The organism is Blautia caccae (assembly GCF_040095955.1).
GTDB lineage: Bacteria > Bacillota > Clostridia > Lachnospirales > Lachnospiraceae > Blautia > Blautia celeris.
The window spans coordinates 333,425-350,437 of sequence record NZ_JBBMFP010000002.1 but is presented as its reverse complement, the minus strand read 5'-3'; the positions used below and the strand labels follow the sequence as shown (position 1 = coordinate 350,437).

At 48.1% G+C, this 17,013-nt stretch carries 13 protein-coding genes and 1 pseudogene; 7 read left to right on the top strand and 7 right to left on the bottom strand.

The genetic code is table 11. From position 1 onward, the window contains the following. Positions 1 to 279: 279 nt before the first annotated feature. Together WMO65_RS03505 and WMO65_RS03500 are read right to left on the bottom strand one after the other, a co-directional pair. Positions 280 to 759, bottom strand: coding sequence for a flavodoxin (locus tag WMO65_RS03505; protein WP_118743696.1), 480 nt, complete (start codon positions 757 to 759; stop codon positions 280 to 282). Positions 760 to 778: 19 nt separating this feature from the next. Beyond that, positions 779 to 1,291 (bottom strand): nitroreductase family protein, encoded by a 513-nt coding sequence (locus tag WMO65_RS03500; RefSeq protein ID WP_148391373.1) that lies wholly within the window; start codon positions 1,289 to 1,291, stop codon positions 779 to 781. Positions 1,292 to 1,476: 185 nt separating this feature from the next. Between WMO65_RS03500 and WMO65_RS03495 the strand changes: the two genes are divergently transcribed. The 5 genes from WMO65_RS03495 to WMO65_RS03475 all read left to right on the top strand — a co-directional run bounded on the left by WMO65_RS03495 (position 1,477) and on the right by WMO65_RS03475 (position 5,651). Then, positions 1,477 to 2,040: a TetR/AcrR family transcriptional regulator gene (locus WMO65_RS03495; protein WP_033142271.1), complete on the top strand. Its 564-nt coding sequence runs from the start codon at positions 1,477 to 1,479 to the stop codon at positions 2,038 to 2,040. Beyond that, positions 2,024 to 4,057 carry a DHA2 family efflux MFS transporter permease subunit gene (locus WMO65_RS03490; protein ID WP_103731771.1) on the top strand — a complete coding sequence of 678 codons (2,034 nt, stop codon included), beginning with the start codon at positions 2,024 to 2,026 and terminating at the stop codon, positions 4,055 to 4,057. The genes WMO65_RS03495 and WMO65_RS03490 overlap by 17 nt, the downstream gene beginning before the upstream one ends. A gap of 107 nt (positions 4,058 to 4,164) precedes the next feature. Next, entirely contained in the window at positions 4,165 to 4,764 is a 600-nt protein-coding gene (locus tag WMO65_RS03485) for a TetR/AcrR family transcriptional regulator (RefSeq protein ID WP_033142272.1), read from the top strand. Continuing rightward, positions 4,761 to 5,168: an FMN-binding protein gene (locus WMO65_RS03480; RefSeq protein ID WP_225305319.1), complete on the top strand. Its 408-nt coding sequence runs from the start codon at positions 4,761 to 4,763 to the stop codon at positions 5,166 to 5,168. The genes WMO65_RS03485 and WMO65_RS03480 overlap by 4 nt, the downstream gene beginning before the upstream one ends. Positions 5,169 to 5,171: 3 nt before the next feature. Then, complete coding sequence (locus WMO65_RS03475; protein WP_148391374.1) at positions 5,172 to 5,651, top strand: flavodoxin domain-containing protein; 480 nt, start codon at positions 5,172 to 5,174, stop codon at positions 5,649 to 5,651. Positions 5,652 to 5,705: 54 nt separating this feature from the next. Here the strand turns inward: WMO65_RS03475 and WMO65_RS03470 are convergent, their stop codons facing one another. Both WMO65_RS03470 and WMO65_RS03465 read right to left on the bottom strand, forming a co-directional pair. Next, a complete protein-coding gene (locus tag WMO65_RS03470; RefSeq protein ID WP_148391375.1) occupies positions 5,706 to 6,326 on the bottom strand; it encodes a DUF4317 family protein in 621 nt (206 codons plus the stop codon). A 102-nt stretch (positions 6,327 to 6,428) separates the two neighbouring features. After that, a pseudogene (locus WMO65_RS03465) lies at positions 6,429 to 9,065 on the bottom strand (EAL domain-containing protein). Between the two features lie 367 nt (positions 9,066 to 9,432). On the opposite strand from WMO65_RS03465, the gene WMO65_RS03460 reads away from it, so the two are divergent. Beyond that, the gene (locus WMO65_RS03460; RefSeq protein ID WP_148391376.1) at positions 9,433 to 9,759 is read left to right on the top strand and encodes a winged helix-turn-helix transcriptional regulator; all 327 of its coding nucleotides are present in this window, start codon (positions 9,433 to 9,435) and stop codon (positions 9,757 to 9,759) included. 95 nt (positions 9,760 to 9,854) lie between these two features. Here WMO65_RS03460 and WMO65_RS03455 read toward each other — a convergent pair whose 3' ends face one another. From WMO65_RS03455 to WMO65_RS03445, 3 genes are all read right to left on the bottom strand, one after another. After that, complete coding sequence (locus WMO65_RS03455; protein ID WP_033142276.1) at positions 9,855 to 10,250, bottom strand: pyridoxamine 5'-phosphate oxidase family protein; 396 nt, start codon at positions 10,248 to 10,250, stop codon at positions 9,855 to 9,857. A 145-nt stretch (positions 10,251 to 10,395) separates the two neighbouring features. After that, a complete protein-coding gene (locus WMO65_RS03450) occupies positions 10,396 to 11,586 on the bottom strand; it encodes a M28 family peptidase (RefSeq protein WP_148391377.1) in 1,191 nt (396 codons plus the stop codon). Between the two features lie 131 nt (positions 11,587 to 11,717). After that, the gene (locus tag WMO65_RS03445; protein ID WP_148391648.1) at positions 11,718 to 15,947 is read right to left on the bottom strand and encodes a DEAD/DEAH box helicase; all 4,230 of its coding nucleotides are present in this window, start codon (positions 15,945 to 15,947) and stop codon (positions 11,718 to 11,720) included. 226 nt (positions 15,948 to 16,173) lie between these two features. Here WMO65_RS03445 and WMO65_RS03440 point away from each other — a divergent pair, with 226 nt between their 5' ends. Further along, positions 16,174 to 16,989: a MerR family transcriptional regulator gene (locus WMO65_RS03440; protein WP_148391378.1), complete on the top strand. Its 816-nt coding sequence runs from the start codon at positions 16,174 to 16,176 to the stop codon at positions 16,987 to 16,989. The last annotated feature ends 24 nt before the right edge of the window (positions 16,990 to 17,013 follow it).

Here is a 17,013-nt window from a genome sequence, read left to right as displayed (position 1 = left end):
ACAGTTACTAATTTGTCTCCCGGTTTCATTCAGCAATCATTCCCTGCTTTCACCTCGGTCAATTCAAGTTTGTCTTATTATACAGTATTTCAGTTCAGAAGTATAGCAATGCATATATACTTAAAAGGACTTGGCCTACAGCCCAAAGCGTGCGTAAAAGAATACTGCTTATGGCAGAGCTGACACAAAAAAGACTTACTTGCTTTTATACAAATAAGTCTATTCCACATTTAAAGTCTGTTTATCACGATAAAGAGCTGCTGGTTTTTCAAACAGGCTCTAAACTCTCAGACTTTCAAACCATGCTTTTATTTCTTTTTCACTCACATTTACATCAAATCTCTTACCATCCTTTAGTATCGCACCCGGACAGGAGGACTCCAATTCAGCGTTGGTATTACCCATACCACTGCTTCCGGATGTTGCCACCGGAATAATAATCTTGTCATTCCAATCATATTGTTCCAAAAATGTATTGATGATTGTCGGGGCTATGTACCACCAGATAGGAAAAGCGAGAATCAGAATTTTGATATTTTCTGTACTCTCCAGTTTATTCGCTATGGCCGGTCGGAATGACTTATCATTCATCTCTACACTGCTCCGGCTATTTTTATTCATCCAGTCAAGATCTGCAGCGGAATATGGTATCTCCGGATGAATTTCATGTAAATCCCCATCTACTACGTTCGCAATCTTCTTTGCCAGTTTCTCTGTTATTCCTGTTGCTGAAAAATATGCTACTAATATTTCACTCATAGTTCTATTCCTCCCCTTTTTACATATATGTAACGGTCTCTGAAAGCTCCCTGCGCTGTGTATGGGTGGCAAGCGGTTTTGTATCCTCTGCTGCATAGCCGATATCCAGGATCATGAGCACTTCCTCGTTATCAGGCAGTCCCAGTTCTTTTGCCGCAGCTTCGGGGTCAAAGAAGTTGATCCAGCAGCTGTCAACGCCCACGGCTTTTGCGGCAAGCATCATATGGGTGGCAACAATGGAAGCGTCCTCGATTCCGGAATCACGCTGTTCTCCCGGGTATACAAACACGTTGTTTTTATCAAATGCCACGACTATGGCAGTGGGGGCTCCGTATCGGCAGGGTGTCACCTTATCAATTTTAGCAAGTCCTTCCTCAGATTGGACAACATAGATACGCTGTTCCTGCAGGTTCTTTGCCGTAGGTGCCAGCCTTCCCGCTTCAAGAATCACGTCCAGATGTTCTGCTGCCACCTGGCGCCCATCAAATTTCTTGCATGCATAACGGTTTTTTAATACTTCCAAAAAGTCCATTCTTTTTTCCTCCTGTTTTAGAATCGGTTCTATAATGACTATAAACCTTAAACCTAACTTTAGGTCAATACTTTTTTTGACGTTTCTGACATTTTTTAATAAGAATGCAAAGCATATAAGGAAAAAACTTTTACATTTGTAAAACTTTTGCAGTCGTGCTATAATCATTTATGAGGTGAAAAACAATGATCAATAAAAACGCAACAAACCCAGCAGCACTCCGTTCCCGAAAGGCTCTGGCTACAGCTTTGGTAAGTCTCCTTCTGAATCATCCGTTAAAGGATATCAAAATTGAAGATATTACCAGAACCGCCGGGTTATCCCGGCAGACTTTTTACACGAATTTCAGCCAGAAAGAAGATATCCTGGAGCATGCCTTAAATGAGCTTTTTTTAATGTTTACCGGAAGTCTCCAAAGCCTGCCGGAAACAATAAATAAAATGCTGGCAGTCTATTTTGAATTCTGGAGCGGACACAAAAAATTTCTGTCAGTACTATTTGACAATCAGCTCTCTTACATTTTTGCAGCCAATAATATGTATCTTTTCAAAAATGAGTTTTCCTTCTATGCAAAGAACGTATCAAACTCACAGGAAGAACTGCCCTATTTGGAAAATTATCTGGCCGGACTTACCTTTCATATGCTCCGTACCTGGCAGCAAAACGACTGGAATGAAGATACCGAAATGATTGTACAAATTGCCTGCCGACTTTTGAAAGGGGATATTTTTAATGGAAAAGAATTATAAAAACAGGAAACTGATTATTGGAATTATCATTATTGGAGCTTTCATCAGTTCCCTAAACCAGACAGTCATGACCGCATCACTGCCTAAAATTATGACGGAATTCAATATAACTGCAGGCGTTGGGCAATGGCTTACAACAGGCTATCTGCTGTTTATGGGCGTCATGATACCTTGTACCGGATTTCTTATGGAACATTTTTCTTCTAAAAAACTATATTTGGTATCTGTTTCTTTATTTTTTATCGGGTGTGCGGCGGCCGCCTTTTCTCCCAATGTCTATCTACTCCTTCTCTCCCGTATTATACAGGCTCTGGGAGCGGGGATTCTTCTTCCTCTTCCACAGGTGGTAGCATTTCGGCTGTATAAACCGGAAGAACGTGGGACAATTATGGGAATTGTAGGACTTACCACGGGATTTGCACCGGCTTTCGGTCCTACCTTTGCCGGATGGATCGCAGATCTCTTCGGATGGCGGACAATTTTTTATATTATGTGCGCTCTGGCTGCTTTCGGAATTATTTTGGCCATTGTCAAACTTCCAGGTGAAAAAATGCATGCCGAAGGGAAACTTGATATTATTTCCGTTATTTTATCTACGATTGGATTCTGCGGCCTTCTTACAGGTGTATCCAACCAGGGGAATTATGGTTTTTCTTCTCCTTTAACCATCGGTCCGCTGTTAGTGGGAATTATATGTGTTGCACTCTTTGCTGTCCGGCAGTTAAAACTCTCCTCCCCCCTTCTTGAGTTAAGGATATTCAAAAGTCACAATTTCACTCTGGGCACAATTCTTTTGATCTTTGCCTATGGTTCCATGCTTTCAGTCTCCACACTGATTCCTATTTATATTCAGAATTTAAGGCATTACTCTGCCACCATATCCGGTTTGGTTCTGCTTCCGGGTGCTCTTTTCTTAGCTTTCTTAAATCCTCTCTGCGGCAGAATACTGGATAAGAAAGGCCCTTATATTCTTTCTCTTGCAGGTCTTGCCCTTTTAGGGGGTGCAACATTGGGGCTTTCTTCTATCGGAGCAGAAACACCGCTTATAACGATCATAATTATCTATGCCTTCCGCATGCTCGGTGTTGTAGCTCTTCTGCAGCCCCTGCAGACCTGGGCTGTAAATTCTGTACAGTCTAAATACGTTGCCCACGGAACAGCGCTTATGAATACAGTACGCCAGGTAGGCGGCTCGATCATCAGTGCCCTTCTGGTAACTGTTATGTCTTCCTCTGCAAAAAGTCATGGAGATATAGCTGGAATTAAGACCTCTTTTCTTGTAACTTCCATTATTGTGTTTATTTCTTTTGCTGTCTGTGCTTTTTTAATGCACCCGAAAAGAACAGCAGGGAAAGAAACCGAAAACAAAGAAAAAGTTTCCTATGCACCAAAAAATCCACCCGAACATACGATCATTACCATCGCAAGGGAATATGGAAGCGGAGGCAGGGAAATCGGGCTGAAAACTGCCCAGGCTCTCGGCATACCCTTTTACGACAGGGAACTGATTGCCATGGAGGCAAGAGAATGCGGGTTGTCTGATAATTATGTAGAATCCTTTGAAGAAGGTGTCTCTTTCAGAAATACTGCGTGGGACTGGGCTGCTCAAAGCTATGGTACTTTCGAGACCCATCTTTTTAATACCGGAAATTTAAGCGAAGTAGACCTCCTCTATCAAGCTCAGAAAAGAGTTATCCAGCGGATTAGCCAGGAAGGTTCCTGTGTTATCATTGGTCGGTGCGCAGACTATATCTTAAAAGATTATCCCGGCTGCCTCCGTATCTTCATCTGCTCAGATTTAAATCAGAAAAGGCAGCGTATACAAAGTGAATATGGAATTGCTCCTGAAAAAACAGACATAACAATGAAAATAAAAGATGGGCAAAGAGCTTTTCACCACAAACGTTACACAGGCCAGGTCTGGGGAAATCCGTCCAACTATCATATGGTACTAAATAGTTCTCTGTTGGGAATAGACAGATGTGTACGGTTGATATTGGAAGGGATACATCAATAAACCGGTCAGAAAACTGTAATTGTAAACCATAATTCCATTGACAGATTCCCAAACTTATCATATAATTACGCTGTAAATATAATTAACACTGTTAATCGGAGGCGTATATGGGAATTAAAGAACGGCGTGACGTGGAAAAAGCGGAGATGAAGCAGAAAATCATGACTGCGGCCATAGAGATCATTGAGCAGGAGGGATATGAGAAGCTGTCCATCAGAAAAATAGCTTCCAGAATTGAATACTCTCCCACTACGATTTATCTCTATTATAAGGATAAGGCGGAGATCATCAAAGATATGGCCCAAAAGCTCTACGGCAAGGTAATGGATAATCTCTCCCAACAGGATACTGTGGTGTCTGCAGACCAGAAGGTACATAAGATGATGCGGATCTTTATCCAAACGCTCTGTGAGGAACCGGAAATGGTAAAAGCTGTCATGTTCAGCGGAGTGAATGTTATATTTGCAAATGACAGTACAGATGGAAAGCCCACCAACTCCGGAATCGCCATGTTCGACGAACTCCTTGCAGACGGAATCAAACAGGCAGTCTTCAGACCTGTGACCGCCGGACATTCTTGGATGATCGTCAGTGCAATGCTGGGATTTGTCATGAGCGCCATTGAAAATCAGACATATCTGCTTGCTGGTTTTGAACAGCTTACAGAGGATTTTGTGGGAATTTTATTAGGAGGTATAAAACTGTGAAAGCATCTTCCAAAGCCCGCAGGGGCATTTTACCAAAGCTGCTTGCAGGGGCAGGTATTGTGTTCGCTGTACTTCTGGGCATAATTTTTATTGTAATGCTGACACAAAAGCCTGAGAAAATGGAAATATCAAACATGGATATCTCATCTGTCAGTGACGGTACCTATGTTGGACGCGCTGACAATGGATTCGTTAAGGCCGCTGTTTCTGTTGAAGTCAGTGATGGGAAACTAAAGAGCATCACCATACTGGAACATGATACATTGTTGGGCCGACCGGGCGAAAAAATCATCGACGACATTGTCGAACAGCAGTCACTGGAGGTAGATGCGGTCAGTTCTGCCACATACAGCAGTGATACTATACGAAAAGCTGTAGAAAATGCTTTGAAAAAAGGAGAATAAGAAATGAATACAATGATTATTTACGCAAGCAGATATGGGTGTACCGCGGACTGTGCGCAGCAATTGAAATCCAGATTATCCGGTTCTGTATCTCTTACAGATATCGACCGGGTTTCCAAGAGCCCTGCTGACCTTAAAGATTTTGACACCATCATTTTGGGAAGTTCCATTTATATCGGCGCGGTATCAAAGAAAATGAAAGCATTTTGTAAGGCAAACGAATCATTGCTGAGCAGTAAAAAAATAGGAATTTTCCTCTGCTGCGGATTCCAGGAACAGTTTGAGGAATACCTGTCTTCAAATTTTCCGCTTTCTCTCAGAAAGAACGCGGTAATAAAGTGTTTTGGCGGTGAGGCCAGAACAGAGAAAATGAAGGCTTTTGACAAGCTGATCATGAAAGCGGCCATGAAGAGACGCGGGGAAACCCTGAAGATTTCTTCTGAGAATATAGAATGCTTTTCAAAAGCCATTCAGGTCCTGTAAGAAGAATACCCGCCGCGTTCTCTAAAGAAGGCCGGAATTCTGTAGCGGCAAAAATCACAGACCTAATATTTTCAACAATTCTAAATGGGGATGTCCGGTATCTGACTGAAATACGTCAATGTGGTCCACATCTGCGCTTCTGTCTGCAAAGGCAGGGAAAAGAAACCCACACTCCGGTTTAGCCGGTTCATAGTCGCCCTCTAATGGGCAGATGGCGCAGATGATGTATTCAAACACTTCTTCTGACTCCCCTACCCTCTCATGATCCGCAGCTTTTACAGGTACATCATAACGGTCGTGGTAGACAAGGACCGCGTAGCCGTCGTTTGATTCATAGGATTCCGCGATCAGGTCGTAGAATGTCTCCATCAGCACATCGTTTTTCAGACCGCAGGATTTCATTCCCATGAGGAGCTGGCGCATACTGCCCGCTTTCATGGAATCCTCCGGAAATCGGTATCGCTTTAGATTTTTATTGGTGGCGGAAAAGGGAATGGCCTTTGCGATTGCCAGGTTTTTCCCTTTATCGGATGGGGAAAGCTTCAGAAAATTTGTATTAAAAGTGCCGTCTATATCACCGTCCGCATCCATATAGCTGCCGGCAGCTCTTGTCATGGACGTTCTGGCTGGTGTCATACGTCTGGTCAGTTCCAGCATATCCTCTCTGTTTATCATTTCGGTCTCCTTGTGAAGAATATATTTTCTATATATTCATATCACAATCCTGGTTTGTTCACAAGATGTTTTTTGAAGAAAAAAAGGAAACGGTCCGCAGGGTTAATCCCGCGAACCGTTTTGCCTGTCGTTCGATGAATCCGGCAGGCCCGACTGGTGTCTGACGCTGCAGCCGCCTTTACCGTTTAGTTTAGCCTGGTATAAGGCTTTATCGGCCTGTGATATGATATTGTCAAGGGGGACATCATTGTTCCAGATGACTGCTCCGCAGGTACAGCTTATGGGTAACTGGTCTGTAAGCGCCGCGTTCTGGAATCCGCCGCAGATTTCCTCACCTTTTTTCAGCGCTGTCTCTTCAGAGCCCATCTGTCTCATGATGACAAGAAATTCATCGCCGCCGAACCGGGCCAGAATGTCATTGCTTCTTGTCCGGGCGTGGAGAAGGTCTCCGAATTTTTTCAAAAGACGGTCACCGAGGCTGTGTCCAAGCGTTTCATTTACCTGTTTTAAATTATCAATATCGAATAAAAAGACTGCCATGGGGGCATCTTCTTTTTTCATGATCCTTACCGCGGCATTGAGACCGCGGCGGTTTAGCAGTCCTGTCAGATAATCCCGGCAGGCATCCTCATGTAAGGTCTGCCTGCTCTCGTAAGACAGAGAGCGCTCCATGGCGTTTATGAGCCGTCTTTCTATTATTTTTGCGGAACAGGGTTTATATGCGAAGTCATCGGCACCCATCTCAACTGCCTGATCTTCTGTCCGTGGATCAGGCGGGGCTGTGGCGACCACAGGGATATTCCAGACCGCCTTTTCCCTCTGCAGAATTTCCAATACGGAAAAACCGCTGAGTTCCGGTAAGGTGAGGCTTAGAACGACACCGGAAAGCTCACGCTCATAGCGGACGATAAATCCCAGAGCTTCCTTTCCGGTAACCGCTTCTATGATCTTAAATCTGTTTCTCAGCAGACTGCAGATCTGGTTTCGGTACGCATCATCCTCCTCTGCCACGAGAATATATCCGGACAGGGATGTGCTGCCGAGGGAAGACGCTTCCGCCTCTGTTTCTTCCTTCGTGCTGTCCTGTCTCTTTAAGAGGGATTCAAATTCTTCACTGGGCATGGGCCGGGCAAAATAGTAGCCCTGTACATAGTCGCATCCGATCTCCTTCAGACGCTCCAGTTGTTCCCTGGTCTCCACGCCCTCTGCCACCACCCGCAGATCCATCCAGCGTGCAAGCCCCATGATAAAACCGAGAATGCCCTAATCCATGGGCTTTGCTGTCTCACTTTGGATAAATTTCATATCCAGCTTCAGGATATCAAGCGGGAGCTGGTTCAGCATGTTCAGGGAGGAGTAGCCGCTTCCGAAGTCATCCATCTCGATAATGAATCCCAGTTCACGCAGATGGCGGACTGTGGAGATGATCTGGTCAGGATCCTCCGTATAGGCACTCTCTGTGATCTCCAGATGAAGGCGTGAAGGCGCAAGACCGTATCTGCTGACCATCTTCAGGAGGACATCAGCCAGATCCACCTGATAGATATCTGCCCTGGATACATTGACTGAGACAGGAATGGGCGGATAACCTATGCTGTCCCATTTCTGTAAGATGGCACAGGTCTTTTCCCAGACATACTGGTCAAGGTTGGTGATAAAGCCGTTCCGTTCAAAGAGCGGAATAAATGCCGCCGGGGACTGAAAGCCCCATTTGGGATGTTCCCAACGCACGAGAGCCTCCGCGCCGGCCAGCCGCTCTGTGCTGATGCTGTATTTCGGCTGCAGATAGACAATAAACTGCTCCTCTGCCAGCGCGTTTTCCATAACATCCGTGATAGCCTGTTCGTGGAGCATTTGGTTGCGCAGGTCATCGTCATATTTGGAATAATACTTTCCGTATTGTCCTTTGATTTTCCGTGCAGCCAGAAGGGCGCGGTCGCACATCTGTTCCACCGGCAGTAAGCGGTCTTCAACCGCATAGATACCCCATTTCATCACAATGCTGCGCATACTGCCGGTTTTACTGATCTGTGCGCCTGCCTGTATGAAAAATTCATCCCGGTAATCCTCCCGGTGTTTCATCAGACAGGCAAACTGGTCCGCGTGGAGACGGCCGCAGATTCCTTCCTCTCCCACCAGTCCTGTGTACATATCAGCCACGCTGCACAGCAGTCTGTCCCCGGCAGGTGTTCCGAATATGTCATTGACCAGTTTGAAATTCTCAATATCGGAGCATACGATATCGTACTCCTGGTCAGGGGTCTGTTCCAGGGTTTCCCTGACCCGCTGATAGAAGAATTCTTTGCTGTAGAGACCGGTAAGCCTGTCGAACTGAAACTGATTGATGATAGCGGCAGTCTCCCGCAGACGGATGATGCTTGCGACCCGGCGCAGGATCGCCTGGGGATTATAGGGCTTTGTCACAAACTCCGTTGCACCGCTGGAGAGGGCCGCAATCTCATCTGTCTCGCTGTCACTCTGTGTTGCCACGATCACGGGGATGGACGCGTAGGAGGGATTTTTTTCTATAATGGAAAGGAAGGTATGCCCATCCATGACAGGCATAATGATATCCAGCAGAATCAGGGAAATCTCCTCTTTGCATTCCTGCAGAACCAAAAGCGCCTCTTGTCCGTTCTCTGCTTCCAGGACCGTATATTCAGGAGTCAGAATTTCACATAACATCATTCGATTGATAGCATTATCTTCTACTACCAGTATATTTTTTTTGGATCTCATTCCATCGTTCCTCTTACCTCTCCGGCTGACTGCCTATCACAACAGTTATTATATTAGTATTGAGCAGTCTGTGGTTTCTGCAGAATGCGGTCCACTATGCTCATGTGTGTTCCAGATTATTTTAACATGTGACCATTTCTTTATCAAGAAAATAATCAGAGGTTCTTCGTTTTGACAGCAAAAAAAGAGCGGTACTGTCCAGTAACAGTATAACTCTTTGGAGCGGGTACCGTCAATTGCGGCTGGTATCTTTTTGATACTAGAATACTTCCCGGTGCCTTCTTGCATTTTCCCGAGGGCAGTATATAATGAAAATAAATATTGATTAATGTCTGTACATACTTTTACATACCAAGGAGATGTTTCCATGAATCAGGAAAAGAAAATACCGGACTGTCCGGTGGAAATGACGCTGCAGCTTATTGGGGATAAATGGAAGGTGCTCATTATCCGGGATCTGCTGACAGGAACAAAAAGATTTAGTGAACTGATGCGTTCGGTTTCCGGTATCACCCAGAAAGTGCTGACCAGCCATCTGCGCAATATGGAGGCGGACGGGCTTCTCACCAGGAAGGTGTACCCGGAAGTTCCGCCCAAAGTGGAATATACCCTCACGGAAACAGGATACAGTCTGAAACCGATTCTGGATTCCATGGTGACCTGGGGGACAAATTATAAGAATCGTCTGGATTAGGTAACTGCGTTTTTCAGAGACCAAAAAAGAGCCGTTTTATCCGAATCTTTTTTGATCTCTGTTAAGGCAAAAGCGGAGTCCTGTCAAAGAAATTTTCAGAATTCATAAGGCGGATTGCCGGAGAAGTCCGCGATCACGCCATGGGGTTCTTCCAGATAGAATACCACGAAGATCGGATTGTCCGCAGTATTGTACTGGCCTTTTACAATGGGATTGGCCATGCAGGCCTCTTTTACTTTCATATTGTCCTCAAAGACTGCTTTGCCGTGCAGGCGGAGCCAGGTGTATGACGCGTCGGAGACAGTAACCTCTATCTCAGGGTTCGCCTGCATATCTTTGTACACTTCTTTTGTAGTGTTGGTGCAGAACCAGAGTTTTCCCTTTTTCTCAAAGCAGAACATGAAGGGGCGGCATTTTGCCTTGCCGTCTCTGCCGACAGTTGCCAGATACTGTACCGGGTTTGCCTGTAAAAATTCCACTACTCTTTTCATTTTGTTCCATCCTCTCTGAAATGTTGTATTTGCCGGATTGTTCCTGTCCTTTGTTTGAAGCGGCCGCTTCTTATATGTTTATCATAAGGCAGTGAAAGGATTTTGCAAAGTATGCACTTTAAAGTGGGATAGGCACCGGGAGGTGTTATAGTATCTGTTCGATACTGCCGCCGCAAAGCAGGGTGTGGAGAAAATTTACAAGAGCCTCCAGTTTATTGGTATCAATCAAGTCCGGCGTATCGTGTTCCGTGTGAAGAATGCGCTCTGCCAGTCCGAATATGTTGCCGGAGGTAACAGAGACTGCGGGAACACCGGAAAAAGAAAACAGGGTGTGGTCTCCCTGAGGCCATGGCTCGATCTGTTCAAATCCATCAAGGTCTGCCGCGCAGCCGGAAATACAGCTCATCAGATTTTGGGGACACTCATAAAACGAGTATGCAGTGCTCTGCCCTTTCGCGCCCACGCCGTCCAGATTGAACGCGCAGATATATTCCTTTGGAGAAGAAAGGTAAGAGGAAAGATACATCATTTCTCCGGGGGTGGAATAATAGTCTTCACCGTTAAAGAGTACAAATTCAATGCGGTATGGCAGCTCCTGCCCTGAAAGATGCTCTGCCAGTGCAAGAAGCACAGCCACTCCGGATGCGTTGTCCAGGGCACCCGGGGTTCCCGGCCTGGTATCAATATGTGCTGAGACACAGACCTTTTGTCTGCCGCTTCCGTAGACGGCAAGGATATTGGCGGCCTTTGCGGAGTGTCTTTTTGTGTTCAGAGTCAGCGATACAGAAAGACCGCTTTTAAGCAGCGGAAGGTGTTTCGGAAGGATCACGGCACATGGAACCTGAAAGTCTCCGTCCTCAATAACCGGAACGAATTGTTCTGGGGAAAGGCTTAAGGTCAGCACAGCCTTTGCTCCGCCCCTTTCCAGCAGGGAGATAGTTTCTCTGTGCTCGTCGGGATTCCAGAACACAAAGCTTTTCGGCATCAGCGGCTCTGCTGCCAGCTCACCGCACAGTACCACTATTTTCCCGGCAGCAGGTGCGTTGCGAAGCTCCTCCAGGGAGCGAATGCAGAGAAGTTCTCCCTGCACGCTGCAGGGAAGTGAAAACGGTGCCGGGGCTGTGGGGATATCCTGTCCGTCAACTGTGAGCGTACTGCCGTTTTCTGTCCAGTCCATACAGTCAAATTCCTGTTTTGTAACGTTAAGGCCGGCGTCAGCGAATACTCTGCCGGCATATGCGGCTGCCTTCTGATTGGCCTTTGAGCCTGTTGGTCTTGCGCCGATTTCTCTGCAGAGTGTGTTTAGGTGACCTTCTATCTTTTTTTGTATCTCCATTCCTGTGACCTCCTCGTTTTTCGTTTGATCCATTTGCTTTGTCAAGTGTAACATTTTCATAAAAAAATGCCTCGACTTTATTTGCTGAATCTGCCGGCAGGATAATGGTTCTAAGAGGTCAGGAATATCCCTTATCGGTATAAGACATAGTCCATCATTTCCCGGCTAAAGCCTGCATCTTTTAAAGCGTCACCTGCATATGCCGGGTATTCTTTTATGAGAAGCCTTTTCTTTTCCGGAAAGACGGCCTTTTCCCTGAACGCGCGGACAAATTCTTTCAGTACAGCAGCTATATCCGCATGCTCCAGTATCCGCAGGATTTTTCCCTGCCGTTCCAGCACCATGACGGGAATTCCGCCGCGAAGTGCCACGGCAGTGCCGGGGACATTGAGAAAAGAACGGCCCTCCGGATGCTCCAGTACCTTTCCCCAGAGCTGTGCGGGGTCTGATGCGTTCAGCCAGATGATCTGCTCTTCCGGATGTGCCAGAGCCTTTACGATTCCCTTATAATCCTGTTTTCGTATAAACTGGGCACCGGAGAGTCCCCGCACAAAATACCCTCTTCTCACCTGGCCCGTGAACTCCCAGATACGGAGCACCTCCAGCGCCTGTTTCCAGTCAGGCGCGGATTCCCGGCAAAGGTCTGCGTGAAGAGAGAGGGAACGCCGGAAGGTTTCCCTGCACAGAATGATATTTTCACGGAAAAAGGTTTCCAGAAGTTCTTCCGTGGACGGGGTCTTCAGAGGGTGAATGATATCCCAACGTCCTGCGGACAGAGCGGTGATCCTGGCATTGACACGCTGTCTTGCCGCTGCCTTTTGGATCTTATCCCTGTTCAGCCACTGTCTTACCGGGATAAAGCTGTCCGCGCACACCAGTCCCTTTTGGGCCAGCTCCATGATCAGACTGCGCACATCTTTGGATACAGGGATATTGGTCAGTGCTTTTAAAAAGCTGGCACCGCGGCGGCGCAGTTCCCGGTAAAGGGTTTGTTCCTCCTGGTCTTCGGTAGAAATCTCTTCAGCAGGCGGGGTGTCCCAGTCAATCTCATCATATTTGAGGAAACAGAGCATGCCCTGAGGCAGCATCTTCCAGAAGTAGTCCCCTTCTGTCAAGATCCGGTCTAGAAGCCCTTCGCTGTATCTGCGGACTCTACCGGCTAAGATAATGCTCTCCCAGAAGGTGACCGGGAATCCCTGACCGCAGAAAAGTTCTATGGTCTGCTTCAGCTGCTCTTCCGGTGAGGCATTTATGAGGATTCTGCCTGCCGCCAGTGCCGCGTAATGTTCCGGCGGCTGTGTGACCGCCTCTGTGCGTAAACTGCGGATCGTGGCATTTCTGGCCCGGTCATAGAGTTTGGCGTGGTAATACAGGCCTTTGTCCTCTGTCAGCTCCTTCTGGGTGCACAGTGTTTCCAGCCACTTCAGAATAAAGTCCTGATCCGGCAGATAGCGCTCCTGAACCTGTGCAGCGGTCTGGGGTCCCCGGTAGTACAGCATTCGCCGGATGATATGCATCCCCTCCTCTTCGTCCAGTTCAAGGAGTGTACGTTTATATTCCTCAAGCTGTTCTGCCGCGATCCACAGTCCCGGTTCCAGATATTCCGCCAGTCCCCGGGCTGCCAGCTCCTCCAGCCAGACTGATATGCTGCCGGATTCAGGTGTCCCTGTGTACAGATCATGCAGCTCAGGGGCTGTTATATCACCTTCCATCATCAGAAAGGTATGCAGCTCTGCGGCGTCCCCGGGCAGTTTTCTGCGCTCCTGTACTTTTTTGAGTGCTTCTGCCGAGGGCTTCAATTTTTCAATATAGCGCAGTTCATCGTACACAGCCTGCCGGATGCCCGGTGTGGTTGGGGAATATTCGTACATCTCCTCAGCCTCCACGCGCCACTGCATGGGCAGAGACATGGGGGAAGGACTGTCCAGATATACCTCTCTTACAGCAATCTGCCCGCTCTGCACAGCATGGAGGATGTCAAGCATGCCTTGTATATCCCACTGATCCTCCAGGCATTCCCTCCGGGTTTCACGGATCAGGGGATGGTCTTTTTCCTGTATGAGAGATTCCAGCATTTCCGTACTGCGGAGGCGCTGCATCCAGAGCGGCTGCCTTCCGTTTCGTCTCATCCCCATCATCAGGGCCCTGGCCGCATTATAACGGAATGTCATGTTAAAGACAGGGGTTGCCGGAAGCATCGCCTCCAGGATCTCCCGCACCTTATCCACGTCTACGGAAAAAAGGAGTCCCTCCGGCAGTACATTTTCCCCATAGGGATACAGAAGGATGCCGTCTTCCTCCTCCACACTTCCCACAGGATTTCCCGTTAATTTCTGTGCGGTATCCTGCAGAAGAAGAGAAAGGGGGGTGTTGATCCTTTTTCCAAAGAGCGCGTGCAGCATGATCTGACAGCTTCCTGTGGAATCCCTGAAATGTTCCACTACGATAGTCTTATCGTCGGGCAGGATTCCGGTGGCTTCAAGCTGACGCTGTAAAAAACCGGAAGTATTTTCACAGGCAGCCCGGTCAAGTCCCAGATGTTCCAGTTCTTCCGTCAGTGTTCCCCTGCGCTCCGCCTCTGCCAATGTTCTCATGATCCTTCCGAATGCCAGGCTGGTCCCAAGGCTGCGTCCCCTGATCTCTCCCTTCCAGAAGGGAAGCCTTGCACCCTCCGTACCTGACTGGGTCACCACCACGGTATCTTTATCCTGGCTTACGATCTTCCAGGCAAAGGAGCCCAGCAGGAACCGGTCGCCAAGCTGTGATTCGTAGACAAACTCCTCATCCAGCTCGCCTACTTTAACACCGTCCTCCGTCCGGGCTGTGTACATGCCCTTGTCCGGTATGGTGCCTCCTGCTGCCACGGCCAGCATTCTGCTGTAGGTATCAGCAAATACCTGCTCATGCAGCCTGTCGTACAGAATCCTGGGACGCACGGGGATCTCTCTTCTGTGTTCATAATCACCTGCCAGCATGGCCAGAACGGCTTTTACGTCCTCCCTGGTGACAGAGCGGAAGGTATAAGTGCGGGCAAGGATCTCCATCACTTCATCAATGGTATACGCCGTACAGGGAATCCCGCCGGAGCCCTTGCCTGGCTCCTGATCTTTCGCTGTGGCCGCCATGGAGACCAGATGCTGTGCCAGTACATCCAGGCACATGCAGGGAGGGCTGGCCTGCTCGATGCCTCCCTGTCTGGCAGCCTGGGCAGTCATGCCGCAGTACAGGGTTTCAGAGGCAGTACGGGGGTACATATACATGACACTGACCCGCCCCGGATTGTGCCCGGCGCGGCCAAGGCGCTGCATGGTACTGGATATGGTGCGGGGACAGCCAATCTGCAGTACCTGGTCAATGTCACCCACGTCAATGCCCAGCTCCATGGAGGAGGTAGCGCAGAGCAGGCGCAGATTTCCCCTGCGCAGGGCATCTTCCGATTCTGCCCGCTGCTCTTTTGACAGACTGCCGTGGTGTACACGGGCAAAATCTTCACCCCCAAGCTGATTTACATAGTAGGCCAGCTTTTCTGCGTATCTGCGCCCTTCGGAGAAGGCAATGACACTGCGGCACTGCATACAGCGGCTGTATACCTTCTCCGCCAGTTCTTCCCAAACGGGGTCTTTTCTTCTTCCCGGGGCCTGGGTAATGCCGATCACCTCGATCTGTACCGCTTTCGGCATATGGGGCGCAACCATATGTGCCGGTTCGGGAGACAGATAATCGGCTGCCGTCTGCAGCGGTTCTATGGTGGCGGACAAGCCAATCCTCTGCAGAGGCGCTTTACAGAGACGGTCCAGTCTGGCGGCAGACAGCATCAGGTGGGCGCCCCGTTTTGTGTCAATGAGAGCATGGAGTTCGTCGATGACCAGTGCCCTGGCTGTCTTAAGAACCGTCCGCCCGGTCCGGCTGGTCAGCATCAGATACAGGGATTCCGGTGTGATGATGAGGATATGGGGCGGGTGTTTTACCATGCGCTGCCGTTCCTTCTGGGGTGTGTCCCCGGTCCGGATGCCCACGTTGATCCTGCCGGCGCCCTCGCCGCCCGTAAAAGCGCTGATGCCGTCCAAGGGTCTGTTTAAATTCTCCCGGATATCACCGGCGAGAGATTTAAGCGGTGAGACATAGATCAGGTACAGCTCCTCTTTCAATTCCCCTTTTCCTGCCAGATCCTGCAGACGGTCGATAAATACCAGAAAAGCCGACAGTGTCTTGCCGGTACCGGTGGGTGCGCTGATCAGAACAGGGCCTCCGCTCTGTATGGCAGGCCAGGCTTCCTGCTGCACTTTTGTGGGCTGTCCGAAGGCCTGTCTGAACCAGGAGGCTGTGGGCTGTGTAAATATATGCAGGCTGTCTTGTGTCATATCGTTCATCTGTTTATCCTCTCAAATCCCTGTTTTTTACCGTAAGCGTATATAAATGTATCAGTCTTCTGCTGTGATTGTACACCAAAATGGGATGCAGGTGTAGGGTTTTAGTGGCTTTTTTCTGTAGTTTTGATATATAATGGTTACGGTTCCTGTGCACAAAAGGAACAGGATAGATACCATACACGTACACGTGCAGAGAAAAAGGATAAGGAGAACAGATTTGAAAGAAGGATATTATTTGATCGGTGAGGTGAGTAAGATCACCGGAATATCAAAGGACACCCTGCATTTTTATAACAAGATCGGTCTGCTGGTCCCGGATTACATAGATGAAAAGAATCAATACCGCTATTACTCCCGCTGGAACCTGTGGCAGCTTGACATCATAACCACATGCCGCAAATTAAGCGTGCCGCTTGATAAAGTAAAGCAGATTCTGGACTTTCATGACAATGGCAGGATCACCCAGCTTCTGCTGGATTACAGAAATGAAGCCCTCCGCCTGAGCAGATATTATCAGCAGGTGGCGGAGGATATCCTGTGGTATGACGAGGAGAACCAAAGGGTTTCCGCTGCCATCCATTCGGAAGAGGTACAAAAGAAACGGCTGAAGGAGGAAATTGTGATCGCGGGCACTATGACAAGGGACGGCACCTCCTACCACGCAAACCTTCAGGCCGCTGCCAGGGATGAACTCAGGTATGCAGATACCATACAGCGGAAATACGGATATATTCTGGATATCGAAGAGATGAGGGCGGGAAATATTTACAAGTGCAGTGAGTATCTGAAGATTGCGGACAGCAGCTATTCCCATGTAAGCCCGGAAAACCTCCATGTGATGCCCTCAGGGGAATATGCGGTCTGTATAGTCCGTATCATACGGGAGTCTGCGGATTTCGGCCCGCTTTTTTCCTGGATGAAAGAAAACGGATATACAACGGATGCGGTCTATGCAGATGAGCTGGGGCTGCAGCTTTTTGACTATATTGACGACTATTACTGTGAAATAAAAGCCCATTTAAAAAAAATATAAAATAACACTTGACTGTGTAGTTAC